The sequence below is a fragment of the Mycobacteroides abscessus ATCC 19977 genome (genome assembly GCF_000069185.1).
Lineage (GTDB): Bacteria > Actinomycetota > Actinomycetes > Mycobacteriales > Mycobacteriaceae > Mycobacterium > Mycobacterium abscessus.
In genome coordinates, this window is record NC_010397.1 from 4,283,020 (window position 1) to 4,308,714 (window position 25,695).

General features: G+C 65.5%; 25 protein-coding genes and 1 riboswitch. Of the genes, 5 read left to right on the forward strand and 20 right to left on the reverse strand.

Annotation, left to right across the window (positions count from 1 at the left end; all coding sequences use genetic code 11):
* Positions 1-18 precede the first annotated feature (18 nt).
* The 5 genes from MAB_RS21360 to thiO form a co-directional block, all read right to left on the reverse strand.
* Positions 19-771: an ABC transporter permease gene (locus tag MAB_RS21360; RefSeq protein WP_005086413.1), complete on the reverse strand. Its 753-nt coding sequence runs from the start codon at positions 769-771 to the stop codon at positions 19-21.
* Positions 771-1,745, reverse strand: coding sequence for an ABC transporter ATP-binding protein (locus MAB_RS21365; protein ID WP_005085793.1), 975 nt, complete (start codon positions 1,743-1,745; stop codon positions 771-773). Before MAB_RS21365 ends, MAB_RS21360 begins: the two co-directional genes overlap by 1 nt.
* 17 nt (positions 1,746-1,762) lie before the next feature.
* Positions 1,763-2,485 carry a thiazole synthase gene (gene thiG / locus MAB_RS21370; RefSeq protein ID WP_207197321.1) on the reverse strand — a complete coding sequence of 241 codons (723 nt, stop codon included), beginning with the start codon at positions 2,483-2,485 and terminating at the stop codon, positions 1,763-1,765.
* 62 nt (positions 2,486-2,547) lie between these two features.
* Positions 2,548-2,745: a sulfur carrier protein ThiS gene (gene thiS / locus MAB_RS21375; RefSeq protein ID WP_005062394.1), complete on the reverse strand. Its 198-nt coding sequence runs from the start codon at positions 2,743-2,745 to the stop codon at positions 2,548-2,550.
* Entirely contained in the window at positions 2,742-3,800 is a 1,059-nt protein-coding gene (gene thiO / locus MAB_RS21380) for a glycine oxidase ThiO (protein WP_005085791.1), read from the reverse strand. The genes thiS and thiO overlap by 4 nt, the downstream gene beginning before the upstream one ends.
* A riboswitch (TPP riboswitch) is annotated at positions 3,800-3,915 on the reverse strand. It overlaps the preceding gene by 1 nt.
* A 24-nt stretch (positions 3,916-3,939) precedes the next feature.
* Here thiO and thiE point away from each other — a divergent pair.
* Positions 3,940-4,611: a thiamine phosphate synthase gene (gene thiE / locus MAB_RS21385; protein WP_005095063.1), complete on the forward strand. Its 672-nt coding sequence runs from the start codon at positions 3,940-3,942 to the stop codon at positions 4,609-4,611.
* Between the two features lie 56 nt (positions 4,612-4,667).
* Here thiE and MAB_RS21390 read toward each other — a convergent pair whose 3' ends face one another.
* Both MAB_RS21390 and MAB_RS21395 read right to left on the reverse strand, forming a co-directional pair.
* A complete protein-coding gene (locus MAB_RS21390) occupies positions 4,668-5,090 on the reverse strand; it encodes a PAS domain-containing protein (protein ID WP_005086416.1) in 423 nt (140 codons plus the stop codon).
* A gap of 10 nt (positions 5,091-5,100) precedes the next feature.
* On the reverse strand, positions 5,101-5,649 hold the full coding sequence (locus tag MAB_RS21395; protein ID WP_005071356.1) for an NUDIX domain-containing protein: 549 nt from the start codon (positions 5,647-5,649) through the stop codon (positions 5,101-5,103).
* A 77-nt stretch (positions 5,650-5,726) separates the two neighbouring features.
* Between MAB_RS21395 and MAB_RS21400 the strand changes: the two genes are divergently transcribed.
* Genes MAB_RS21400 through MAB_RS21410 form a run of 3 tightly spaced genes read left to right on the forward strand, consistent with a single transcriptional unit; the run spans position 5,727 to position 10,296 of the window.
* On the forward strand, positions 5,727-7,055 hold the full coding sequence (locus MAB_RS21400) for a hypothetical protein (RefSeq protein ID WP_005085785.1): 1,329 nt from the start codon (positions 5,727-5,729) through the stop codon (positions 7,053-7,055).
* A gap of 11 nt (positions 7,056-7,066) precedes the next feature.
* Positions 7,067-8,035: a glutamate ABC transporter substrate-binding protein gene (locus MAB_RS21405; RefSeq protein WP_005085782.1), complete on the forward strand. Its 969-nt coding sequence runs from the start codon at positions 7,067-7,069 to the stop codon at positions 8,033-8,035.
* A complete protein-coding gene (locus MAB_RS21410) occupies positions 8,035-10,296 on the forward strand; it encodes a serine/threonine-protein kinase PknG (protein WP_005086418.1) in 2,262 nt (753 codons plus the stop codon). Before MAB_RS21405 ends, MAB_RS21410 begins: the two co-directional genes overlap by 1 nt.
* Positions 10,297-10,316: 20 nt before the next feature.
* Here MAB_RS21410 and MAB_RS21415 read toward each other — a convergent pair whose 3' ends face one another.
* The 6 genes from MAB_RS21415 to fgd are packed head-to-tail and all read right to left on the reverse strand — an operon-like array spanning position 10,317 to position 18,127.
* A complete protein-coding gene (locus MAB_RS21415) occupies positions 10,317-11,435 on the reverse strand; it encodes an acetate kinase (RefSeq protein ID WP_005085778.1) in 1,119 nt (372 codons plus the stop codon).
* Complete coding sequence (gene pta / locus MAB_RS21420) at positions 11,432-13,513, reverse strand: phosphate acetyltransferase (protein ID WP_005085777.1); 2,082 nt, start codon at positions 13,511-13,513, stop codon at positions 11,432-11,434. The genes MAB_RS21415 and pta overlap by 4 nt, the downstream gene beginning before the upstream one ends.
* On the reverse strand, positions 13,510-16,503 hold the full coding sequence (locus MAB_RS21425; RefSeq protein ID WP_005085775.1) for an alpha-mannosidase: 2,994 nt from the start codon (positions 16,501-16,503) through the stop codon (positions 13,510-13,512). Before MAB_RS21425 ends, pta begins: the two co-directional genes overlap by 4 nt.
* A gap of 18 nt (positions 16,504-16,521) precedes the next feature.
* The gene (locus tag MAB_RS21430) at positions 16,522-16,704 is read right to left on the reverse strand and encodes a hypothetical protein (RefSeq protein WP_005086419.1); all 183 of its coding nucleotides are present in this window, start codon (positions 16,702-16,704) and stop codon (positions 16,522-16,524) included.
* 30 nt (positions 16,705-16,734) lie between these two features.
* A complete protein-coding gene (locus MAB_RS21435; protein WP_005078083.1) occupies positions 16,735-17,085 on the reverse strand; it encodes a nitroreductase/quinone reductase family protein in 351 nt (116 codons plus the stop codon).
* A gap of 28 nt (positions 17,086-17,113) precedes the next feature.
* The gene (fgd, locus tag MAB_RS21440) at positions 17,114-18,127 is read right to left on the reverse strand and encodes a glucose-6-phosphate dehydrogenase (coenzyme-F420) (RefSeq protein ID WP_005062430.1); all 1,014 of its coding nucleotides are present in this window, start codon (positions 18,125-18,127) and stop codon (positions 17,114-17,116) included.
* Positions 18,128-18,229: 102 nt separating this feature from the next.
* Between fgd and MAB_RS21445 the strand changes: the two genes are divergently transcribed.
* Positions 18,230-18,961 carry an MBL fold metallo-hydrolase gene (locus MAB_RS21445; protein ID WP_005085771.1) on the forward strand — a complete coding sequence of 244 codons (732 nt, stop codon included), beginning with the start codon at positions 18,230-18,232 and terminating at the stop codon, positions 18,959-18,961.
* Between the two features lie 22 nt (positions 18,962-18,983).
* Here MAB_RS21445 and MAB_RS21450 read toward each other — a convergent pair whose 3' ends face one another.
* The 7 genes from MAB_RS21450 to MAB_RS21480 are packed head-to-tail and all read right to left on the reverse strand — an operon-like array spanning position 18,984 to position 25,624.
* Complete coding sequence (locus tag MAB_RS21450; RefSeq protein ID WP_005086420.1) at positions 18,984-20,348, reverse strand: NtaA/DmoA family FMN-dependent monooxygenase; 1,365 nt, start codon at positions 20,346-20,348, stop codon at positions 18,984-18,986.
* Entirely contained in the window at positions 20,348-21,460 is a 1,113-nt protein-coding gene (locus tag MAB_RS21455) for an LLM class flavin-dependent oxidoreductase (protein WP_005086421.1), read from the reverse strand. Before MAB_RS21455 ends, MAB_RS21450 begins: the two co-directional genes overlap by 1 nt.
* Complete coding sequence (locus tag MAB_RS21460) at positions 21,457-22,515, reverse strand: LLM class flavin-dependent oxidoreductase (protein ID WP_005135721.1); 1,059 nt, start codon at positions 22,513-22,515, stop codon at positions 21,457-21,459. The genes MAB_RS21455 and MAB_RS21460 overlap by 4 nt, the downstream gene beginning before the upstream one ends.
* Before the next feature lie 53 nt (positions 22,516-22,568).
* Positions 22,569-23,057, reverse strand: coding sequence for a GNAT family N-acetyltransferase (locus tag MAB_RS21465; RefSeq protein WP_005078090.1), 489 nt, complete (start codon positions 23,055-23,057; stop codon positions 22,569-22,571).
* A gap of 1 nt (position 23,058) precedes the next feature.
* Positions 23,059-23,988: an ABC transporter substrate-binding protein gene (locus MAB_RS21470; RefSeq protein ID WP_005086423.1), complete on the reverse strand. Its 930-nt coding sequence runs from the start codon at positions 23,986-23,988 to the stop codon at positions 23,059-23,061.
* Entirely contained in the window at positions 23,985-24,746 is a 762-nt protein-coding gene (locus MAB_RS21475) for an amino acid ABC transporter ATP-binding protein (RefSeq protein ID WP_005086424.1), read from the reverse strand. The genes MAB_RS21470 and MAB_RS21475 overlap by 4 nt, the downstream gene beginning before the upstream one ends.
* Positions 24,743-25,624, reverse strand: a complete 882-nt coding sequence (locus MAB_RS21480; RefSeq protein ID WP_005085761.1) for an amino acid ABC transporter permease — start codon at positions 25,622-25,624, stop codon at positions 24,743-24,745. Before MAB_RS21480 ends, MAB_RS21475 begins: the two co-directional genes overlap by 4 nt.
* Positions 25,625-25,695 lie beyond the last annotated feature (71 nt).

Genomic DNA, 25,695 nt, shown 5'->3' on the forward strand with positions numbered 1-25,695 from the left:
ACTCTCCCTTGTCCCGACCTAAACGTCGCGCCGCTGCACCACAGCCAGCGCCGCGACGAGCGTGATGACAACCACGGTAGCAAAGTAGATGAGCGATCCAGTGGCGTCCCAGACAAAGCGGACGCCATCCGAGGTGTACCACGGCACACCGGTAAACCGGATGCCGTTCGCGAAAGGAAGGAAGGGCTGCAACGCCTTTCCTGCATCGGTCAGCCAGCCCAGCATCAATTCGAGGACCGTTGGCCACAGCAGCAGTACCGCGACAGCACCTGCGGTGTGTTTGAGCAACACACCCACGGCCACCGCAAGAACCGCGCACAGGAATGCGTAGACGGTCACCGCGCCGACGGTGTTCCACACACCCGTGCTGTCCAGCGCCAAGTTCGCACCGGCCACCGGACCGGCCATCGCCCGCACCAACGCCATCGAGGTCAGCGCGGTGACCGCGGTGACCACCGCCACCCAGCCGCCGGCCACCAGCGCCTTGGCGCCGATTACCGTCAGCCTGTTCGGGGTGGCTTGAAAGGTGGTTCGCACCATGGCGGTTCGATTTTCATTGGTCACTGTCATCGCGGCCAGCACCATGAGAAGTGGCACTCCGACGAGGGCCGCGCCGCCTGCCGCGTCGCCGGGCGAGATGGGGGCATAGATCGAGGCCGACCCGCCCTGCAGTCCGGCCAGCCCCACACCCAACGCCAGCGCCAGCAGACTGCACCAGACCGCGGACCGCGACGTGCACACCTTGATCCGTTCGGCTGCGACGACCCCCATCAGTGCGTACCCTCCGCATCGGCCACTGCGCCCGTCGCTCTTGCCGCAAGCGGATCATTGACCTGGCTGCGGTACTGCACGGCATCATCGGTCAGCGACAGGTACGCGTCCTCCAGCGAAACTCGTTGCGGAGAAAGTTCGTACAGCGTGACGCCACGACGGGCGGCAAGCTCGCCGACCTGCTCGATGAGGGCGCCGCTGATTTCGAGCACGCCCGGCTCTCCGGTGCGTTCCCCACCCACCACCGAGAAACCACTTTCCTCCGCGGCCGAACGCAAGATATCGATTTGCGGGCTGCGCACCCGCACCACATCGGCGCCCGCTCGGCTCACAAATTCGTGCATCGAGGTCGCCGCGATCAATCGCCCACGGCCGATGACCACCAATTGGTCTGCGGTATTGGCCATTTCAGAGAGCAGGTGGCTGGAGACCAGCACGGTGCGTCCCTGTGCCGCCAGGCTCTGCATCAAGGTGCGAATCCAATGAATGCCTTCCGGATCCAGGCCGTTGACCGGCTCGTCGAACAGCAGCACCTTAGGGTCACCAAGCAGTGCGACCGCAATGCCCAACCGCTGCGACATGCCGAGTGAGAAGGTGCCGGCATGGCGATTGGCCACCTCGGTCAGCCCGACCATCTCCAGCACTTCGTCGACCCGCTGGGCGGAGATGTCATTGGCGGCCGCGATCCACCGTAGATGGTTGCGCGCCGATCGATTGGGATGAAACTGCTTGGGATCCAACAGTGCGCCGACCTCGCGAAGCGGGTGGTCGATCTCGTGGTACTGCTTGCCGCCGATCGTCGCCGTCCCCGATGTCGGGCGGGCCAGCCCGACGATCATCCGCAACGTGGTCGACTTACCTGCCCCGTTGGGACCCAGGAACCCCGTCACGACCCCCGACTCGATGGTGACGGAGAGGTCGTCGACCGCAGGGGTCTGGCCATAGACCTTCGTCAGCGACCGCAGTTCGATCATGCGGCCCACTATGCCAGCTATTGCTCGAGCGGACGGTCCGGTGCCGGGCTGGATGCCTGCGCCCAGAAGCGGCGCGGTATGCGACCGGCGTGCCGCGCGAGGTGGCCGGCGTTCACCGCCGCGGCCATCGCCGCGGCCATGCGTTCCGGATCGGCCGCGCGGGTCACGGCCGTCGCAAGCAGTACCGCGTCGCAACCGAGTTCCATGGCCAGCGCGGCGTCGCTGGCGGTGCCGATACCCGCGTCCAGGATCACCGGAACTCCCGCCGCCGCCACAATCATCTCGATGTTATGTGTGTTGGTGATGCCCAACCCGGTGCCGATAGGGGACCCGAGCGGCATGACGGCCGCGCATCCCACATCTTCCAATCTGCGGGCCAGCACCGGATCGTCGGTCGTATAGGGCAGTACCACGAAGCCGTCGTCGACGAGTTGTTCAGCGGCCCGCACCAACTCAACCGCGTCGGGCAGCAGTGTGCGTTCGTCGGCGATGACCTCCAGCTTGATCCAATCGGTCTCCAGTGCCTCGCGGGCCAGCCGTGCGGTCATCACCGCCTCCGCGGCGCCGCGACACCCGGCGGTGTTGGGCAACGGCACGATGTCGAGCCGCTTGAGCAGATCCAGCACCCCGGTGCCGCCCGCGGCGTCGACGCGACGGATCGCGACGGTAGTCAGTTCCGTGCCGGAGGCCACCAGCGCCCGTTCCAGAATCGAGAGGTTCGCGGCGCCTCCGGTGCCCATGATGAGCCGGGACCCGAAGGTGCGGCCCGCGATACAAAGCGACTCTCCCGTGCCCACTGTGCTTATCCTCCTTGCACCGCGGTAACGACCTCAACCGTCGCGCCGACGGAAACCACGGTGTCCCAATCAGATTTGGGCACCACGGTGTGATTGATCGCCACTGCGATGCCGGACTCGGGAAAGCCCAGCTGCTCGAGCAACTGCCAAATGTTGGCGCCTTCGGTGACCTCGCGCGCGTCTCCGTTTACCTGAATGTTCATCGGGCCTCCTGACTGTGCGCCTTCTCAAACCGGCGGGGATCGACGGCGGCAGGCGACTCACCACCGTCTAGGACTGCCCCGATCGTCTTCGCCGTCCACGGCGCAAGCAGAAAGCCGGAGCGGCCGTGCCCGGCGGCGACGACCACGCGTTCGTCGATCCTGCCCACCATGGGCAGGTTGTCGTCGGTCATGGGACGCAGGCCCGCCGCGCATTCGGCGAATTCGTATTCGCCCAGGCATGGCAGCAACGCACATGCGTCATCGAGCAGATCCCGTACTCCCGCGACGGCGGGCGCGGTGTCGTGCCCGTGCTCGTACTGCGTGGCGCCCACGACGACGCCGTCCGCGCGGGGAACCAGATACACGTGCCGTCCATGCACGCGGGCCCTGATGACGTTCGCCGGCGGCGGCATGGCACCGGGGCGCTGCCGCAACCGCAGCACTTCCCCCTTGACCGGCCGAACCGGTAGACCTGCGAGGGCCGCTGCCTGCACTCCGTTGGCGATCACCACCTGATCGGCGTCGACATCCCGGGTGTGCACAGCCGCCGGACCCCGGCCGACACCCAGTGCCTCGCACTCCGCGGTGAGCGCCTGCAGCACCTTACGGTTGTCGACGGAGAGCTCTTCGGGCGCGGTGAATCCGCGTCGGACGTTCTGCGCCAGCATGGGCTCGACATCTCGAGCATTGGCGATCTCCGTCACGGGATGTCCACGCGCAGCCAGCCAGCCGGTCATGGTGCGTAGCTCACCGACGTCGGCGGTGTCCACGGCCACGGTCAGGGAGCCCCGCGCGGTGATCACCGGGTTTTCCACGTCGTCGATGAACCCGTCCCGCCAGATGCCCAGGGACTCGATGCCCAGCTCCAGCAGCTCGTCTTCACCCGGCCACGCCTCGCTGTACGGGGCGAGCATGCCGCCGGCCACCCAGGACGGGCCCTTGGCACCGTCGTCATGAATGACGACCCGCCACCCGGTGCGCGCGGCCTCGCGTGCCACGGACAGCCCGATGACTCCGCCGCCGATGACGGCGACCGAGCCTTTTTGAGACGACATCACAATCGGAGCCAACTCCCTTCGCCGGCATGACCCGGATCAGGTACGACGGTCAGGGCCGGAGTCCTTGGCCCACTCTCAGCCCCGACATCCCGGGGCTCCCGCGTTACTTACACCCACAACGCTAGCGTCTTCGACTATGCACTCGCGTTCGGCCCGGCTTCAGTCCGCTCACCTGTACCTCTGCACCGACGCTCGCCGGGAGCGCGGTGATTTCGCCGAGTTCGTGGACGCTGCCCTGGCGGGCGGGGTGGACATCGTGCAGCTGCGCGACAAGGGATCGGCGGGTGAGCGGCAGTTCGGCCGGCTGGAGCCCGCCGAGGAACTCGAGTATCTGGCGATTCTGAGCGAGGCCGCCGCACGTCACGGCGCGCTGTTCGCGGTCAACGACCGCGCCGATATCGCCCGGGCCGCGGGCGCCGACGTCCTGCACCTGGGCCAAGATGACCTGCCGCTGGCCGTGGCCAGGGAGATCGTCGGACCGGACGTGCTGATCGGACGGTCCACGCACGATGCCGAGCAGGCCGCCGCGGCCGCCCGCGATGACGAGATCGATTACTTCTGCTGCGGGCCGTGCTGGCCAACACCCACGAAGCCGGGCCGCACCGCTTCCGGCCTCGGGCTCGTCCGCACCGCGGCCGAACTGGACACTTCTAAACCCTGGTTTGCGATCGGCGGCATCGACGAGGCGCGGGTCCCCCAGGTGGTTGAGGCTGGAGCTTCCCGGATCGTGGTGGTGCGGGCGATCACCGCGGCCGCCGACCCCCGCGCGGCCGCCGCATCGCTGCGCGGCTCAACACGCCGAGCGTGAAGCCAGTGCGGGATGTGGGCCACATTGTCGCGGTAGCTTCACGCTCGGCGTAGCCGTCAGGGCCAGATCTGTGGCGGCGCCTCCGGGTACTTCGCCTTCCAACCCTCCCAGGGCACGTCGGTAGGCCCGATCGCGCTCTCCAGGATCGACCACTTGGGGCCCGTCTTTTTCAGCAGGCCGTCGTAGCGCTTCGACTTGCCGCCATTGGCCGCGGCCTCGGCGAATGGCGTCCCGCTGTAGTCGACGGGCTGGCCGTTGGTGTCCTGTAGTTGGCCGTCGAGAAACGCCCAGTCGCCGGCGCGATGGAAATTCCGCACCTCGAGCTTCACCGGTTTGCCCAGGTCAGCCTCGATGCGGGCGAGCGCCGCCGCGACCACCTCGTTACGGTCATCCGGCCCGCTCTCGGATTTCTCGGTGCCACAGGCACTCATCAGCAGGCTGGTGATCATCGCCAGCACAAGAAACAGATGGACGCGCATGGGTAAAACGCTACGGCAGCTGCCAGGCGTAACGACCGGATTCGAGCTCGACGGTGCCCGCCCCGGTGAACCCGTTTGATGCATGCGGCAACGTCTCAACGACCCGCAGCAGCGGCCACGACGACTTGAAACCGGGATGCAGGCGCATCCCCTCGATCTTTTCCTCGGGCACCCAGCGCAGCTCGGTGCTCTCGTGGTTGGCAGCCGTCGGTAACAATTCGGCGGCATCGGCAATCACCGTGGTGTATGTCCAATGTGCCTGACCGTCAATACGTTTCGTCACCACCGAAGACCGGACGGTCATGACGGCGGGATCGACGCCGGCCTCCTCGGCCGCCTCTCGGAGTGCCGCCTCCTCGGCGGATTCATGGCTGTCGCGCGCACCTCCAGGCAACGCCCACGTGCCACCCTGATGACTCCACCAGGCGCGGTGTTGCAGCAGGACAGCGGGCTGTCCGTTAGGTAGCGGCGCACGCAGCAGCAACCCCGCCGCGCCAAATCTCCCCCAGAATCGTGCACCCGAGTCAGCGACCACCCATCCGTCACCGTCGCCACGCACAGAGTCCACAGTAGAGCCACCGAAACCTAAATATGCTCTTAGACTTCCTGTTAAGGCCGGGAGAGGAAGGGTAAGAGGTGACTGTCGGGACGACGCGGTTAGCGCACCCGTCGACCGAGCCCGTCGGCGCGACGACACGCATCGCGCCAGCTCATCCCTGGTGGTGGTTTCTCAAGTCCACACCCGGCAAGATTCTGATGCTCGGTATCGCCCTCGCCGCAGCTGGCGTGCTGTCCGCGGTCGCCACCTCGGCGAGCGTGCAAAACCGGCAAGAAGCCCTCAGCACGGTGCTCAACCACACCGAACCGCTGGCCTACTCGGCCGGACAGCTGTACAGCACGCTGTCGGTTGCCGATGCCGCGGCGACCACCGCCTTCATTGCGGGTACCGAACCGCAGAGTGTGCGAGAACGGTATGAGCAGGCAATCACCGACGCATCGACCGCGCTCGTCGCGGCGTCCAGTGGACTCACCGACAGACCGATGCAGGAGCTACTCAGCAGAATCAACGCCGAGCTGTCGGTCTACACGGGACTGATCGAGACGGCACGCACCAACAACCGGGCGAGCAATCCCGTCGGCGCCTCGTACCTGAGCGAGGCGTCCTCGCTGATGCAGCGCACGATCCTCCCCGACGCACAGCTTCTCTACGAGGAAACCGCGAATCGCGCGGATCAGGAGACCAGCGCATCCACTCGGGTGCCCTTCCCGGTGATCCTCATCGTGCTGAGCACCATGATCGCGGGTGTCCTGGGTCATCGGTGGTTGTCCAAGAGGACGCGGCGCATGATCAATCCCGGCATGCTGGCCGGCGGATTGGCTCTGCTACTTATGGTGGTTTGGGTGGGTATCGCCCTTGCCGTCTCCGCCTCGTTGGGCACCGAGGCACGCAACGGCGGCGCGCACTCGCTGAAGACCATCACCCAACTGGTCATCTCCGCCCAACAAGCACGTGCCGACGAGACGCTTGCATTGATCCGCCGCGGGGACGAGAACGTCCGGAAGAAGTCGTATTACGACCGCATCGACGAGATGGACCGCAAGATAGGCGAATACCTGTCGAATCCCGATGCCATCGCGCGGTCCGACCTCGAGCACGCACAGCAGCTCCTCACCCGATGGCGGCAGGCCGACGACCGGATCAACGCATATATCGGTGTCGGGAATTACCAAGCCGCCACCCAGGTGGCCCTGGGCAACAGCGACTCGGATTCCACACCCGCCTTCGACAGCCTCGACACGTCATTGCGCAGCGCGGTGCAGGACAGCCGTCGCCAGCTCCGGTCCGGGGTGCTCAACGCCGAACGTGCCTTGACGCTCTCCTCCGCGGGCGCGCTGATCCTCTCCGTGGGCGGCGCGATATGCGTGGGGGTCGGCCTGTGGCCGCGTCTGAGCGAGTACCGATGACGAGATACGCGATGCAAGGTACGGCCCGGCGATTCGGCGCACTGGCATTCGTCGCCGCACTGCTGGCCGGATGCTCGACGCCCGAGAACTCCACGCCGCTGCCGCAGCTGACGGTGCCGCGGCCCACCCCGGCAGAAATGACCGAGCAGGAACCCAACCGCGCGGTACTGGACAAGATCGACACCTCATGCGACCCGACGGCCAGCCTGCGCCCCACCAGTGATCGGGCCGCCAATGACGAGGCGGTGGCGGCGATCCGCAAGCGCGGACGGCTGGTGGTCGGCCTCGACATCGGCAGCAACCTGTTCAGCTTCCGCGACCCGATCACCGGTGAGCTGACCGGATTCGATGTCGACATCGCCGGCGAGGTGTCCCGGGATATCTTCGGCACTCCCGAGCGGGTGGAGTACCGAATCCTGTCCTCCGCGGATCGCGTCGCCGCGCTGAAGAACTCGACAGTCGATATCGTGGTGAAGACCATGACCATCACCTGCGCACGCCGCAAGGAAGTCAACTTCTCATCCGTCTATCTGATGAACTACCAACGGATTTTGACCTCTCGCGACTCGGGTATCACCAACGCGCAGGATCTCTCCGGAAGGCGTGTGTGCGCCGCCCGGGGCACAACCTCATTGAACCGGCTCTCGCAGATCACACCGCCACCGGTGATCATGTCCGTGGTTACCTGGGCCGATTGCCTTGTGGCACTACAGCAGCGGCAGGTCGACGCGGTCAGCACCGACGACTCGATACTGGCAGGGCTGATGTCCCAAGATCCCTATCTGCACATTATCGGGCCGAACATGAGCGATGAGCCGTACGGGATCGGGATCAAGCTGGAGAACACCGATCTGGTCCGCTACGTCAATCGAACCCTGGAACGCATCCGGCGTGATGGCACGTGGAACGCCTTGTACCGCAAGTGGCTGAGTGTGCTGGGACCCGCGCCCGCACCTCCAAGCGCAAAGTATCGGGACTGATGAGCGAAGATCCCGAAGAACCCGACGACACATCCGCGGACGAGGGCCCGGGTACCCAGCCCGCGTCCCTTGCCGATCTGGACGTCGACTCCGCCTCGACGATGCGGCCCATCTCGACGCGCGCGGTGTTCCGTCCCCCGGACTCGACGCAGCCCGCCACGCAACCCACCACCCAACCCGAGGTCCGCGCCACCACCACGCGGGTACTGCTGTCGCCTACGCGGCGGCTGGGCGGCGGACTCGTCGAAATCCCGCGCGTACCAGAAATCGATCCGCTGGAAGCCTTGATGACCAACCCGGTCGTCGAGGAATCCAAGAGGTTCTGCTGGAATTGCGGCAAGCCGGTCGGACGCTCCACGACAGACAGTCCCGCCCAGAGCGAGGGCATCTGTCCCACCTGCGGATCCAGCTTCTCGTTTCTACCGCAATTGAATCCGGGCGACGTGATCGCCGGGCAGTACGCCATCAAGGGCTGCATCGCCCACGGCGGATTGGGATGGATCTACCTCGCAGTGGATCGCAACGTCAACGATCGCCCGGTGGTGCTCAAGGGTCTGGTGCACTCCGGGGACGCCGAGGCACAGAACATCGCGATGGCCGAGCGGCGATTCCTCGCCGAGGTCGCTCATCCCTCGATCGTGAAGATCTTCAACTTCGTCGAGCACCCCGATCAGCACGGGAACCCTGTCGGGTACATCGTGATGGAATACGTCGGCGGCACCTCCCTCAAGCAACCGAAGGGTAACGCCCTTCCGGTTGCGCAGGCCATCGCCTACATGCTGGAAATCCTTCCCGCACTGGGTTTTCTACATTCGGTGGGTCTCACCTACAACGACCTCAAGCCCGAGAACATCATGATCACCGAGGAGCAGCTCAAGCTGATCGACCTGGGCGCGGTGGCCTCGATCAACGCCTACGGCAACCTCTACGGCACACCCGGCTACCAGGCGCCCGAGATCTCCAAGACCGGACCCACCGTCGCCTCGGACATCTACACGGTGGGGCGGACCCTGGCGGTGCTGACCCTGCGCATGCCCACCCGCAAGGGCCGCTACAAGGACGGGCTGCCCAGCGACGATCCGGTGCTGGCCAAGTACGACTCCTATCACCGTTTTCTGCGCCGCGCCATCGATCCCGACCCGAGTGCGCGGTTCGGCAGCGCCGAGGAAATGGCCACCCAGCTCGTCGGCGTGCTCCGGGAGGTGGTGGCGCTGGACTCCGGCACACCGCGACCGGGCATGTCCACCCTGTTTAGCCCGTCCCGATCCACCTTCGGTGTCGATCTGTTGGTGGCACACACCGACGTCTACGTCGACGGGCTCGCGCATCCGCCGAGCCTGACGGCCCCCGATATCGTGACAGCCCTCCAGGTTCCGCTGCTGGACCCCACCGACGTGGGTGCCGCGATCCTGCAGGCGACCGTGCTGAGCCAGCCGATCCAGACCCTGGAATCGTTGAAAGCCGCGCGCCTGGGCCGGATCGACGCCGACGGTGTGGACCTGACCGAATCGGTCGAACTGCCGCTGATGGAAGCGCGCGCACTCCTCGATCTGGGCGATGTCGCCAAGGCCAACAGCAAGCTCGACCAGCTCGAAGACCGCGTGGGCACTCCCTGGCGCCTTACCTGGTATCGCGGCATGGCCGCGCTGCTCAACGGCGACTATGACCAAGCGACAAAGCATTTCACGGCTGTACTGGACTTCTTGCCCGGTGAGATCGCCCCGAAGATGGCCCTGGCCGCGACCGCCGAACTTGCCGGAGACGAGAAGAATCTCGACTTCTATCGCACCGTCTGGTCCACCGACAACAGTGTCATCTCAGCGGGTTACGGGCTGGCGCGCACGCTGGCCGCACGCGGCGAGCGAGCAGAGGCGGTACGCATGCTCGACAACGTGCCGCCAACCTCGCGCCATTTCACCACCGCGCGTCTCACCAGCGCGGTCACGCTGCTATCGGGGCGGACACTCTCGGAGGTCACCGAGGACGATATCCGCGAGGCCGCCCGCCGGGTGGAAGCATTGCCCGAGACCGAGCCACGGGTGCTGCAGATCCGGGCGCTCGTGCTGGGCACGGCACTGGACTGGATCAAGAGCAATCATTCGACCGGACATCACATTCTGGGTGTTCCGTTCACCAAACGTGGTCTGCGCCAGGGGGTCGAACGGTGCCTGCGGGCATTGGCCCGCCGGGCTACCGAACGCGCCCACCGCTACGCGCTGGTCGATCTGGCCAACGCGACGCGGCCGACCTCACTGCTCTGACTCATCGGCGCCAGGGCGGGTCAGATCGCTTCCACCGCGGCACGCGCGATCGCCAGCTCCTCATTGGTGGGCACCACGAGTACCGTCACCCGTGAGGAGTCGGTGGAGATGCGGCGAGCCTCACCGGACCGCACCTGGTTACGCGCGGCGTCGATCTCGATACCGAACACTTCCAGCCCCGCCAGGGCATCGGCCCGCAGCAACGCGTCGTTCTCCCCTGCCCCGGCGGTGAACGAAATGACGTCGGCGCCACCCAATGTCGCGATGTAGGCACCGATGTACTTACGCAACCGGTGCACATACACGTTGTAGGCAAGCTGGGCCGCGGCATCACCGGCATCGATCAAACGGTGCACCTCACGAAAGTCATTGGCACCACACAACCCAAGCATGCCCGACCGTCTGTTGAACACCGTGTCGATCTCGTCGATGCTCATGCCGTGACGGGCCAGGTGGAACACGATGCCTGCGTCGATATCACCGGTGCGGGTGCCCATCACCAACCCCTCCAGCGGGGTCAGGCCCATCGAGGTTTCCACCGCGCGGCCGCGCAGAATCGCCGACGCCGACGCCCCGTTGCCCAGATGCAGCACGATCTGGTTGATGTCGGCATACCCACGCCCCAGGAAGGCCGCGGCCTGCTGCGACACATACTGGTGCGAGGTACCGTGAAACCCGTAGCGACGGATGCCATATCGCTCTGCGACAGCACGATCCAGCGCGTAGATGGCCGCCGCCGGTGGCAGGCCGAAGAAGAACGCGGTGTCGAAAACCGCCACCTGCGGCACATCCGGGAGCAGGCGCCGCGCCACCTCGATGCCCTGTACCCCGGCCGGGTTGTGTAGCGGTGCCAGGGAAGACAGCTCGGCGATCTGCGCGACCACCGCGTCGTCAAGCACCGTCGGTTCGTGAAACTTCTGGCCCCCGTGCACTACACGGTGACCGACTACCACCACATCACCGGTGTCGATGGAGTCGAAGACCAGCCGCAACGCCTCTTCGTGGTTGCCGATCTCCTCCTCGCCGATGCGCTCCACCAGTCCGTGAGCAATCACTCGGCCCGATTCCGGCTCGATGAGCTGATACTTGACCGAGGACGAGCCGCAGTTGAGGACCAGAACAGACCCGCCGGCGCTCACGATTGTTTCCTTTCCTGTGCCTGGATTGCGGTGATGGCCACGGTGTTGACGATGTCCTCCACCAACGCCCCGCGTGAAAGGTCGTTGATGGGCTTACGCAGCCCCTGCAGCACGGGTCCGATGGCGACGGCACCGGCGCTGCGTTGCACCGCCTTGTAGGTGTTGTTCCCGGTATTGAGGTCGGGGAAAATCAGCACCGTCGCACGGCCCGCCACCGGGGAATCGGGCATCTTGGTGGCCGCCACCGACGGCTCGACCGCCGCGTCGTATTGGATGGGCCCCTCGACGAGCAGCTCGGGTTGCCGCGAACGAACCAACTCCGTTGCGATACGCACCTTTTCCACATCCGCGCCGCTTCCCGACGACCCGGTGGAGTAGGACAGCATCGCCACCCGGGGATCGATGCCGAACTGCGCGGCGGTCCGCGCCGACGAGATGGCGATATCGGCCAGCTGCTCGGAGGTTGGATCGGGCACGATGGCGCAGTCTCCGTACGCCAGCACCCGATCGGCCAGGCACATCAGGAAGATGCTGGACACCGTGGAAACACCGGACGTCGTCCTTATGACTTCGAACGCCGGCCTAATCGTATGCGCGGTGGTGTGCGCCGCACCGGAGACCATGCCATCGACGATGTCGTTGTACACCAGCATGGTGCCGAAATACGAGACGTTACGCATGATTTCACGTGCCCGATCGGGCGTCATGCCCTTGTGCTTACGCAGCTCGAAGTACTGGTCCGCGAACTTCTCGGCCAGATCGCTGGTCTTGGGACTGACAACGAGCGCGTTCGAGATGTCGACACCGAGCTCGGCGGCACGGGAGCGGATTTCGGCCTCTTCGCCCAGGATCGTCAGGTCGGCGACCTGACGCTGCAATAGCCGGCCGGCGGCCTTGAGAATCCTGTCGTCGTCGCCCTCGGGCAACACGATGCGCTTGCGGTTGTCGCGTGCCCGGTCCAGCAGCTGGTACTCGAACATCTGCGGCGTGGTAACCGACGGTATCGGGATAGCGAGCTGCGCAACGAGATCCGCGCCATCCACGTACCTGTCCATCAGCGCGAGCGCGGTATCGATCTTGCGCGCAGAAGCCACCGTCACCCGGCCACGCGCATGCGCGGCCGCGCTCGCGGTCTCGAAGGTGCCGGAGTCCGTCTCGATGATCGGCAACCGCAGCCCGATACCGTCCACCAGATCTGCGATGCGCGGGTGCAGCTTGAGCCCACCATTCAAGATGATGGCCGATAGCGACGGAAAGCCTTCTGCCACATGCGCACTTGCCACGGCGAGTAGTACGTCCGAGCGGTCCGCGGGGAAGATGACGGCCTGGCCCTCCTTGAGCCGCTCCAGGCAATGTTCTGCTGTCATGCCCGCGACCATGAAGCTGGTGGCCTCGCGGGAGAGCAGTGCCTCGTCACCACTGACCAGGGACCCTTTGACCGCTTTCATGAGTTCCTCGACCGACGGCGAGACCAACAGCGGTACCTCGGGCAACACCCAGGCCGGCTTATCGAACCGCGCCAGGGCCTGGCGCACCTCGTCCAGTTGGCCGGGGTTGCAGCGGTTGGCGACGATAGCGGCGGTGTGTGCGCGCTGCGCCTTGAGCTCGCCCAGACAGACCTCGGCCAGCGCCGCCACCTCGTCGGGCGTCCGATCGAATCCCTTGATGGTCAACAGGACCGGTGCGCCGAGGTTGACCGCGATGCGGGCATTGGTGCCCAGCTCGCTGGGGCTCGCGACATCGGTGTAGTCACTACCGACGATCACCACAGCGTCGCAGCGCTCCGCGACCGCGTGATATCTGTCCACGATCTGGGCGATTGCCGCATCCGGGTCCTGATGGACGTCGTGGTACGAGACACCAAGGCAGTCCTCATACGCGATATCGGCAGTACTCTGCTCCAACAGCAATTCCAGGATGTAGTCCACGCTTTCCCCGGACCGCGCGATGGGGCGGAACACACCCACACGCGCCACCGACGCGGCCAGCCGATGCATTACGCCCAGGGCCACCGTGGACTTTCCGGTGTCCCCTTCGGGCGAGGCAATATAAATACTCGATGCCTTGGGCTGGGTCATGCGCGCCTTTCTACGCTGGGAAATCGCAGCGTGAGGATCTTGAACGGTCGGAGTGTCAGATGAATCTCGTCTCCGTTGAAACTAACAGTGCCGGACTCGTCTATCGGACGCTCCAGCAGGTCCGTGACGATCGGCTGTCCGTGACCGAAGTTGCTGCGCAGGGTGGCCTCCGCCCGTCCGCCGCGAGATTCATAGAGCCGCACCACGACATCGCCCGAGCCATCCAGCGCGAGCTTCACCGATTCCACGACAACGGCCGGGTTATCCAGACTGATCAGCGGCTCAACGGCGTCCACGGCGCCGTTGACGATTCGCGGATCGAGGTTGCGGCGATATCCCTCCTCGACCGCGTCGCCGATCGTCGCCCCGGGGCGCACCGAGAACTGCAGCCGGTGACGCCCCTGGTCGCAGTCGGGGTCGGGGAAGAGCGGCGCGCGCAACAGGGACATCCGCACCACGGTGGTGGACCCCCGTCGGCTGATGTCGTGGCCGTAGGTCGAGTTGTTGACGACCGCCACCCCGTAGCCGGATTCACCCACATGCACCCAACGGTGCGCACAGATCTCAAACTTGGCCTCGTCCCATGAGGTGTTGGCGTGCGTGGGCCGATATACGTGACCGAACTGGGTTTCCGAGGCCGATCGGTCGGCATGCACATCGAACGGGAACGAGAGTTTCAGGAGTTTCTCGGATTCGTGCCAATCGATATCGATATCGATGTCGAGCGCCCCGGATCCTTGCCGCAACGTGATTCGTTGCATGACACGGGAATTCCCGAACGTACGTGCGATGACCAGTGCGTCGTCCACGATCGCGACCGAATCTGCCCCGGCCAGGTCGGTCACGGTGTTCCGGTAGAAGCCATCGATATCCCAGGCATCCCACTGGTTAGGCGTGTCTCGGTGCAGTTGCAGCAGGTTTCCGGGTGCGGCCATGGCTTCGCGTCCGCTGACAGCATCGACGAGAGAGACCAACAGGCCGTCGGCGTCGAAGGTAGCGGCAATAGTCCCGTTGTCCAGCCGGAATCCGCCCGGCGCCGGGGTGGGAGTGACCGGGCGCGGCCGATCGGCGACGGATGCGCCCAGCGCGGGCACCCCATCGCGAGCGTGTGGCGCGGCATTGAAGACCAGCTTCCGAGCGCCCGTACCCGCCAAGGCTCCGGTCGCGGCTTCGATAACGGCCTGAAGTCTGTTGGCGATCGCCGCGTAGTTGCGCTCGGCGTCCTTGTGCACCCATGCGATGGAGCTACCGGGCAGGATGTCGTGGAACTGCTGCAGCAGCACCAGCTTCCAGATCTCGTCGAGCTCGGCGTACGGATATTCGAAGCCGGTGCGCACCGCGGCCGTGGCCGCCCACAGCTCGGCCTCGCGCAGTAGATGTTCGCTGCGCCGATTGCCCTGCTTGGTGTTGGCCTGAGAGGTATATGTGCCGCGGTGCAGTTCCAGATACAGCTCACCGGACCAGCGTGGCGGGTTGGCATATTCGGCCCGCGCGTCCGCGAAGAACTGCGCGGGAGTGCCCAGGGTGACCGTCGGCGATCCCTCCAAAGAGCGCTTTCGTGTTGCGTACGCGAGCATTTCACGGGTGGGGCCGCCGCCTCCGTCTCCGTAACCAAAGGGCACCAGCGACATGGTCCCCGCACCGGAATCACGATAGTTGCGCTGGGCGTGGGCAAGATCACCACCGCCCAGGTCCGAGTTGTAGGTGTCCACCGGCGGGAAGTGCGTGAACACCCCCGTGCCGTCGATCCCCTCCCAGATGAAGGTGTGATGCGGCATCCGATTCACGGAATTCCACGAAATCTTTTGCGTCAAAAAGTATTCCGAGCCGGACGCGGCGACGATCTGCGGCATCGCCGCGGAGTAGCCAAAGGAATCGGGCAGCCACACCTCCGGGGTGTCGATTCCGAACTCGTCAAGGAAGAACCGCTTACCCATCACGAACTGCCGGGCCATGGCCTCCGCGCCGGGCATGTTGGTGTCGGCTTCGACCCACATGCCCCCTACCGGAATGAACTGCCCGGCAGCGACCTTCTCCTTGATGCGGGCGAACAGGCTCGGATACTTGTCTTTGATCCACGCGTACTGCTGCGCCGAGGAGCACGCGAAGCGGAAATCGGGATGCCGGTCCATCAAATCGACCATGTTGGAGAAGGTTCGCGCACACTTACGGACCGTCTCGCGCACGGGCCACAGCCAGGCCGAGTCGATATGCGCGTGACCGACAGCGGTGATCCGGTGGGCACTGGCATACGCCGGACGTGCCAGGACGTCGGCCAGCTGCTCGCGTCCAGCTGCCGCGGTGCCCGCGAGATCGTCAGGATCCACCGTGTCCAACATGCGTTCCAGGGCGCGCAGGATCTCGTGGCGGCGCGGCAGATCCTCGGGGAGGGTGTGCATCAGCCCGTCCAACGTGGCGATGTCCTGTTGCAACCCCCACAGATTCAGGTCTCGCAACGCGAGGTCGACATCACCCAGCCGATACAGCGCGTCCTCACCGCTGGTGGCCTTGTCTCCCAACGGCATCGGCGACCAGAAGTACTTGCCGATATCCGGGTTGGCAGCGGCCTCGATGTAGAAGTCCACGGGCCCGTCCGGATTGTCGATGGGCACGAAGGCATTGCGCGGTGCGATGCCCTTCACCACGGTGCCGTCCGGCCGATACACCAGCCCTTCAGCGTTGAATCCCGGCCCGCCGGTGAAACCCAGCTCCACGCGCATTTCGGGGCTGCCCTCGTCCCGGCCGCGCCACGACGGCGGAACGGTCCCCGTCACATGCAGCCACATGGTCGACCACGGGGGGCCCCACGGCGTCCCGGGGGTGATCTCGTGGAAGTCCTGGCCCACTGCCTCGGCGAACGGCACCGGCTCGCCGGGTGCGGCCCAGGCGGTCACCGTCAGGGGCGCCGAATCCACATAGACGGCACCGTTCAGGCGTTTGTCGACAAAGCGCCGAATGCGGTCCTCAACGATCCGCCGATCGTCATGCATGGGCTTCCTCCGGCTCCGTTATCCACGCGCTGAACACAGGTATCCCACGCCATGCCGATGAGTGCCTTCGGTCGCCGGGGCGATCAGCGCCTGTGACAGCCACAGTCCCAGCGGCGACGCCACGCTCTGTGCACGGAGCAACGGCGGGTTGAACCGCGCGGCGTACGCGGAAACCAACACCGTTGTACCAATGCCTGGCATGTCCGAACTCTATCGGCTAACTAAATCGCTCTAGACGCTCTCGCCAAGACGGACGGTCACCGTCACGCGGCCGTTGTCGTCTTTTCTCGCGATTCCGTACCCGGGCACGTCGACACCGTTGAGTCGAAGCTGTAGCGGCCTGCCCTCACCGAGGAAGTTTCGCCACCACGTCTTGGATTCGGGGATGCCGACCCAGATGACGATGTCGTCTCCCGAGCGCCAATAGTTGACCGGGGTACTGAAGATCTGGCCCGAACGCCGGCCCGTGTAGGTGACCACCGTGAAGTACCGACCCGCCAGGCTGCGCAGCCCCGGCACGTTCAACGCCATCACCGGCACGGTGTTCACCGCGTCGACAAAGCGTCGAAATAGCGAGCTCATCGGTGCCTAATGATCCTCATGCCCCCAATCATCCGAGCTTTCGCAGACGGGGTTCGAGGTCCGTCTTGAACAGCTCGAGGAACCGCTTCTGATCGTGGCCCGGCGCGTGGAACACCAGGTGGTTCAGGCCCCAGCCGACATAGTCGGCAACCTTCTCGACCGCCTCATCCGGATCCGAGGCGACGATCCAGCGCTTGGCAACCTGCTCGATGGGCAGCTCGTCGGCGGCGCGCTCCATCTCGATCGGATCGTGGATGCTGTGCTTCTGCTCGGGGGTCAGCGACAACGGCGCCCAGAAGCGGGTGTTCTCCAGCGCCTTGTCCGGATCCGGGTCGTAGGAAATCTTGATCTCGATCATCCGGTCGATGTCGTCGAAGCTGCGCTCGGCCAGCGCGGCGCCTTCACGGACGGCGGGGATGAGCTTGCCGGAGTACAGCTCCTCGCCCTTGCCCGAGGTACAGATGAATCCGTCTCCCGCCCGCCCGGCGTACTTCGCGACGACGGCACCGCCCGCGGCGATGTAGACCGGGATGCCGCCCTCGGGCACGTCGTAGATGGCGGCGCCCTGGGTGCGGTAGTACTCGCCCTCGAAGTCGACACGCTCACCGGTCCACAGCTCGCGCATGAGCCGGACCGACTCACGCAGCCGCGCGAAACGCTCCTTGAACTCCGGCCACTCGCCGATGTATCCGGTGGCGATCTCGTTGAGGGCCTCACCGGTGCCGACTCCCAGGAAGATGCGGCCCGGGTACAGGCACCCCATGGTGGCGAAGGCTTGGGCGGTGACGGCCGGGTTATAGCGGAAGGTCGGAGTCAGCACCGAGGTGCCCAGCTGCAACCGCTGGGTGCGCTCGCCGACGGCGGTCATCCAGGCCAGCGAAAACGGGGCATGTCCGCCGTTGTACCGCCACGGCTGGAAGTGATCGCTCACGGTGGCGCTGTCGAAACCGTGTGACTCGGTGGCGACCGCCAACTCCACGAGCTCACGCGGCGCGAACTGCTCCGCCGATGCCTTGTATCCCAGCTTCAGTTCCCGTGCCATCCGCGCGCTCCTCGCGTCATAGGGTGCTTACCGCTCTTCGCGCAAGCGGCTCATCGCAAGTTCTCCAACCACCCTAACCAAGGACTCATTACTCTCTATTTCATGGTGGAGATCACCCAGGTCAGCGACGCCGTACACGTGGTCAACGGGGAAGCGGTCAATTGGGTGATCGCATCGGACGATTCGGGCGTCACACTCTTCGACTCGGGCTATCCGGGCGATCGCGATGATGTACTGAAATCCATTGCGGCACTGGGTCATAAACCACAAGATGTGCGAGCAGTAGTGCTCACGCACGGCCATATCGACCATATGGGAACCGCGATCTGGTGGGCCGCCGAGCATGGCGTCCCCGTATACGCGCACAACGCCGAGCTGGGCAATGTCCGGCGCGACTACGTGGACCAGGCCGAACCGCTCAAGGTAGTGCTGAATCTGTGGCGGCCCGGATGGCTGCCGTGGGTGATCCACGCGATGCGCCTCGGGGCCGGCGTCCGCGACGGCATTCCGACGGCCGCTCCGCTCGGTCCCGAACTCGCGGATCTGCCGGGTGCGCCCGCGCCCATCCCCACTCCCGGTCACAGCGGCGGACATTGTTCGTTCCTGGTCGCGGGGCATGTGCTGGTGGTGGGTGACGCCATCATCACCGGACATCCCGTTGCCAAGCGCTCCGGACCTCAGCTGCTACCCACCCCGTTCACCAAGGACATGGAGCAGGCGCGCCGCAGCGCCGAGGCCCTCGCCGACGTCGACGCCGACGTGCTGGCCCCCGGCCACGGTCCGGCGTGGATCGGGTCACTGCGCGACGCGGTCCAGATCGCCCTGAACACCTAGCGCCGAGTGTCGACTTTCCGCGCTACGCACTCGCAGTTTCGCGCCGAAAGTCGCCACTCGCCCGGGATATGGGGTCGAGCCCCAGGTGTTCACGCAGAGTCTCGTGTTCGTATTCGGCGCGGAAGGCGCCCCGTTCCTGCAGTAGCGGCACCACGGTGTCCACGAAGTCGTCGAGCCCGCCCGGCGTGAGGTGCGGAACCAGGATGAAGCCGTCGCAGGCATCGGCCTGGATGTAGCGATCCACCTCGGTGGCCACCTGTGACGGGGTGCCGATGAACTGCTGGCGCGAGGTGACCTCCTTGATCAGCTCGCGGATCGACAGCTTCTTGGCCTCGGCGATCTCCCGGTACTTGGCTGCGATCTCCCGGGGATCACCGTGGCGGGCCTTGCCCCGGGTTATCGACGCATCACCCGTCGGATCGACATCCGGCAGCGGGCCCTCCGGGTCGTACTCGGAAAGATCACGGCCCCACACCTGTTCGAGGTAGGCGATGGCGGTCTGCGGGCCCACCTGCTGATCCCGGATGTACGCGGCCTTCTCGATCGCTTCCTGTTCGGTGTCTCCGAGGACGTAGGTGACACCGGGAAAGACCTTGAGCTGGTCCGGATTGCGCCCGTGGGCAACGGCGCGGGCCTTGACGTCGGCGTAGTACTTCTGCCCCGCCGGAATCGAGGAGTGAATAGTGAACAGGGCATCGGCATGCTTGGCGCCGAAGTCGCGCCCATCCGCGGAATCCCCGGCCTGCAGCAGCACCGGGTGCCGCTGTGGGGAGGCCGGAGCGGTCGCGACGCCGCGCACGGTGAATTGCGGACCCCGGTGATTGACGGGGAGGGGCTCACCCGCCGCATCCCAGCTGTCCCAGAACTTGCGCGCCACGGTGATGAATTCCTCGGCGCGGCGGTAACGGTCGGCGTGGTCCAGAAAGCCGCCGCGCCGAAAGTTCTCACCGGTGAAGGCATCGGACGAGGTGACCATGTTCCAGCCGGCCCGCCCGTCCGACAGATGATCCAGGGAGGCGAATTGCCGTGCCACGTTGAATGGTTCGTTGAAGGTGGTGTTGATGGTGCCCACCAGCCCGAGCCGTTCGGTGACGGCGCCGAGCGCCGCCAGCACCGTGAAGGTGTCGGGCCGCCCGACGACGTCGAGATCGTAAATGCGCTCGCGATGCTCGCGCAGGCGTAGCCCCTCGGCGAGGAAGAAAAAATCGAACAGTCCGCGCTCGGCAGTGCGCGCCAGGTGCACGAACGAGTCGAAGTCGATCTGGCTGCCGGACGCGGGATCGGACCACACCGTGGTGTTGTTGACTCCGGGAAAGTGTGCCGCGAGATGAACGGGCTTGCGATCTTTGCCTTCTCGGGTCCGGACTGCGTCTGCAGGATTGCTCATCAGATCAGCCCCCATTCCTTGGCGATGAGCTCATAGGATCTGCGCCGGTCCTCGTGCCGGTGGGTAATGGAGGTGATGACGAGTTCATCGGCGCCGGTGACCCGGGCCAGCGTGTCCAACCGCTCGGCGACCTGGCCGGCATCGCCGACGAACTGGGTGGCCACCCTGTCCTCCGAGTGCTGCCGCTCTTCTTCGGTAAGTGGCTGCGCGACATCGGGATCGGGGTACGGGATGGCGCCGTGCCCGGACCGGATCGAGTGCACCCAACGACCAAAGGTACTGGTGAGGTGACGGGCGGTGGTCTCGTCGTCGGCGGCCACCGCGTCCGCGGAGACAATGACGTACGGTTCGGCCAGGGCCTTCGACGGCTGGAATGCGTCGCGGTACGCCTCCACAGCCTCCACAGTGGACCAGGGGGTGACGTGGTAGTTCGCCACAAACGGTAGGCCGCGCCGCGCCGCGACCTGAGCAGACTCACCCTTGCTGGACCCGAAGAGCCATAGCGGCAGGTCGGCACCCTCACCCGGGCGTATGTGCAGCGCAACGCCTTCCGGGCTGACATAGCTGCCGTCCAGGAATGCCTGAATGTCGGCGACCTGCTGGTCGAAGTCCGCCACATGTGCGCCGGGCTGCTGCAGCGCGGCGGCGGTGGCGCGCAGCTTGGGGTTGTCCTTGATGCCGAACTCGGTGGGCGCCCGCGGGATGAACAATCCGTCGACCTCGTGGGCGGGCGCGGGTTCGGGCTTCTGCTCGTTGCCTGCCAGCCGGTCCCTGATGCGATGTCCGGTGCGGCCCAGCCCGAGGTCGATGCGGCCCGGATAGAGCGCGTCGAGAATGCCGAAGCTCTCCACCACCGCCGCGGGGGTGGTGGACGCGATCTGGACAGCGCCCGCGCCGACGCGGATCCGGTGGGTAGCAGCCGCGATATGCGCGATCACCAGCGCGGGGACCGTGCTCGCCACCGCGACGAAGTGGTGCTCAGCAAGCCAGTAACGACGGTATCCCCATTGTTCGGCGTGCTGGGCCAGGTCGATCGAGTTGCGCAATGCCGTGGTGGCGTCGGCCCCTTCGCTGACCGGGGAGAGGTCGAGAACCGAGAGTGGGACGTTCATGCCGACTTCCTTGCATAGCGGTTGATGGCGGCGGGCAGGCCCAGCCGTTCGCGCAGGGCTCCGTTTTCATACTCGGTGCGGAAACCTTGGTGGGCCTGCAGAAGGGGCACGAGTTCGTCAACTACGACCGGGATATCGAGCGCGTTGGCAGCCGGCCTCAACCGCACCCCGTCGATACCCCATTCATGCCACTGGGCGATGAGTTCGGCGAGTTCGGGCGCGCGGCCGGTGAATACCGCGGCATCCGAAGGGAATTCATCCTCGCGGTCAAACGAGACCACCAGGTCTGCCAGCACCTTGATCACGCGATGCCCTGCCGTGTTGTGCAGGCGGGCCGGGATCTCGGCGGCGGAGGCCCCGTCGTGCGGGGTGACGAAGATGAGGTCGGCGTTCTTCGCGGCGAAGGCCTGGCCGGGCCGGCTACGAGCAAGCGCCGCGACCACCGCCTGCCCCTGCGGAGACCTGGGCGTGATGGATGGCCCCTTGACCGAGAAGAACCGGCCCTCGAAATCGATGTAGTGCAGCTTGTCCCTGTCGATGAAGCGCCCCGTTGCCACATCCCGGATCTCCGCGTCGTCCTCCCAGCTGTCCCATAGCCGCCGGACCACTTCCACCGAGTCGGCGGCCTCGTCCAGCAGGTCTTGTAGCGGCAGCACCTTGGTGCGCCCGAACGCGTCGGCCTCGTCCTCGGTGTCGGCGATGGTCACCTGCCATCCGGCCCGTCCGCCGGAGACGATATCCAGTGTCGCGATCGACTTGGAGAGGTGGAACGGCTCGTTGTGGGTGGCCGGCGCGGTGGGGATGAGCCCAATGTGGTGGGTCGCCGGAGCCACCCGGCCAGCGGTCAGCACCGCGTCGAGGCGGCCACCGGGAGTGGGGGCGAACGAGTCCTCGAATGTCACGAAATCCAGCAAACCCTGCTCGGCAAGCTGGACCTGCTGGGTCCAGTACCTGCCGGTCAAGGGCTTGCCGGCGTGCTTATCCGCGTCCGGATGCCAACCGTGTCCGTCCAGGGCCAAACCGAGCAGTGTCGTCACAGTAGGTGCAACGCCCATGTGCGCGAAGGTGACGGCGTTTACCTCACCCTGAAGGAAAGGCTGGGTCCCGCTTAGAGGTCTTTGTCGAACGGATGGATGCCGACCTCGTCGGCCGTCAATGTCTGGTCGTAGAGCGGTCGGTAGCCGGCCGACAGGTAGAGCGCCTTGGCCTCGGGCTGTCGGGGGCCGGTGGTCAGATAGATGCGCCGGTATCCGCGGCGGCGGATCTCCACCTCCAGCGCGGCCAGGGTGCGCCCGGCCAGCCCCTGACGGCGGTGGGCACTGGAGGTCCAGATGCGTTTGAGCTCAGCGGTGTTCGCGTCATATCGCTGGAACGCACCGCCGGTTACGGCGGCACCGCCTTGTAATCCGACCAGCAACCCACCGTCTGGCGCGGAGAAGTGAGCGGCCGGATAGTTGACCAGAAGATCGTGGTGTTCGGCGAGGGTCCCGCCGTATCGCGTGCTGTACTCGACCGCCAACTCGGCAAGCAACGGTGCCGCCAACGGATCCTGCTGCCCGACCGTCACAAACTGCAGCAGATCCTCACATGCCGTCATGTCATCCTTGCCTGGGTAGTCCGCGAGGATTGATCTCCGACTTGGCGACTGCCTCGTCTTCCAATCCCCAGCGCTGCAACACCTTACGATACGTGCCGTCGGCAATGGCGTGGTTGATGGCGTCGGCATAGGCACGCACCAGTCCGTTGTCCTTCTTGGTGAGCACCGCGATCTCCCCCTGCAGCGCCTCCCCGGCCCCTGAGAAGGTGCCCACCAATTTGGTCTGGCCGGTGGCCTCCGAATGAAAGACCGCCGACGGGTTGGGCCCCACGTAGGCATCGATACGGCCGGAGGCCAGGGCCAGGTAGTAACCGGTCGCCTGCTGAAAATACTTCAGATCGGCCGCGGGCAGACCCGCCGCGACATTCTCCTCGTTCCAGCGCACCAGAAGCGCCTCTTGATTGGTTCCCGACCCGACGCCGATCGTCTTTCCCGCGATGTCCCTGGCGCCCTTGACCTTCCAATCCAGCGATCGCCGCGCCTCGAACGTGACATTGTCCAGACGATACGTCGCAAAGTCGAACTTCTCCTTACGTTCCTCGGTGACCGTCACATTGGAGATGAACGCATCGACCTCACCCGAGTCCACCTTGACGAAGTTCTGTGCCCAATCCGCCGAACGCAGGTCGACACGTAACCCCAGAATATCGGCCACCAGATAGGCGATATCCGTCTCGATCCCGATCATGGTCTTGTCATCGTCTGCGTAGAAACGCAGTGGCGGCGAGGAATTGGCGTCTCCGGTCACGACGAGCGTGCCGCGCTTGCGGATGCCCTCGGGCACCTCGGCGGCGATGGCGTCTACCTTGGCAACTCGCACGCGGTCCTGATCGGGACTCAAATTAAATGACGACGAGCCCGGGGCCGCGCCCTCGGCGCATCCCGCCAGCACCGTCAGCGCGGTGCAGACGAGCACGGTAAGGAACCTCACGACAGCACCTTCGACAAGAAGCTCGCCGTACGCGGATGCGACGGGCTGTCCAATACCTCCTTCGGCGGCCCCTGCTCGACGATGGCGCCGCGATCCATGAACACCACGGTGTCGGCGATCTCCCGGGCAAGTCCGATCTCGTGCGTCACTATCACCAGGGTGGCGCCGTCGCGCGCGAGCTGCGCGATGACGTCCAGTACCTCGGTGACCAGTTCGGGGTCGAGCGCCGAGGTGGGCTCGTCAAACAGAATAACCTTGGGACGCAACGCCAAAGCGCGGGCAATGGCCACCCGCTGCTGCTGTCCCCCGGAGAGCCTGCGCGGGTACTGCGCCGCCTTGTCCGCGACGCCCACGCGTTCCAGCAGCCGGGTAGCCTCGGCCTCCAGTTCGGCACGCGGCGCCCGCCGCGCCGCCAACGGCGCCTCGATGACGTTCTCCAGCACCGTCAGATGCGGGAAGAGATTGAAATTCTGGAACACGAAGCCGACCTGCGAGCGCTGTCGCAGAATGGCCCGCTCCGGCAGCTCGTAGAGCACCGAGCCGCGCTGGCGGTATCCGATCAGCTCACCGTCGATACGTATCGTCCCGGCGTCCACCTTCTCCAGATGGTTCAGTGCGCGCAGCAACGTCGACTTACCCGACCCCGACGGGCCGATGATGACCGTCACCTCTCCCTGGTGCACAGTCAGATTCACATCACGTAACGCGGTGACCTGACCATAGGACTTGCGCACTCCGCGCACCTCGATGGTGCTCATCGATGTGCACCACGGGCGTAATGCCGCTCGATGTAGTACTGCACCACGGTCAGCACCGAGGTGATGACGATGTACCAGGCCGTGGCCACCATGAGCAGCGGTACCACTCGTCCGTTGCGCCCGAAAATGACCTGCACCTGATAGAAGAGATCGGCGATGGCCATCGTGGACACGATGGACGTGCCCTTGACCAGGCTGATGACCTCGTTGGCCGCGTTGGGCATGACCGACCGCATGGCCTGGGGCAGCACAATCCGAAAAAACTGACGGCGACGGGGAATGCCGAGGGCCGCAGCGGCTTCCAGCTGTCCCTCGTCGACGGACAAGATGCCACCCCGGATGATCTCGGCGAAGTAGGCGCCCTGGTGCAGGGTCAGCCCGATCACCGCGGCGGTCAGCCCGCTGAGCAACTCGTTGGTGTCGACGGTGAACAGGGCAGGGCCGAATGGAATACCGAAGCCGATGGTGTCGTAGAGGTAGGCGATGTTGAACCAGAACAGCAGCTGCACGATCAGCGGTATGGAACGGAAGATCCAGACGTAGGTCCATGAAATGGCCTGTAGTACCGGGTTCTTGGACAGGCGCGCGGCGGCCAGCGCGACCCCCAGGAGAAAGCCGAGCACCGTGCCGTAGAAGGTCAGCCGCAGAGTGAGCCAGAGCGCCGCCAGCACCGACTTGGCGGTGAAGTAGCGCGCGAATGTGGGCCAGTCCCATCCCGGGTTGCGCACCAAGCCGTGCACGAACATGGCGACGAAAACCAGGGCCACGGCCGAAAGAATCCAATTCCCGGGGCGCGGGCGGCGCCGGACGCGCAGCACCGGCTCGGCGGCTTCGTCAGCCACCCGAGCGCGCGGAGGCGCAGCAGGTGCCGATGTCATGGGATCGAACCTAGGAACACCGACCAGTCGACAACAGTCTTTGGCTCCCGGCGAATCGAACAGCCGCTATC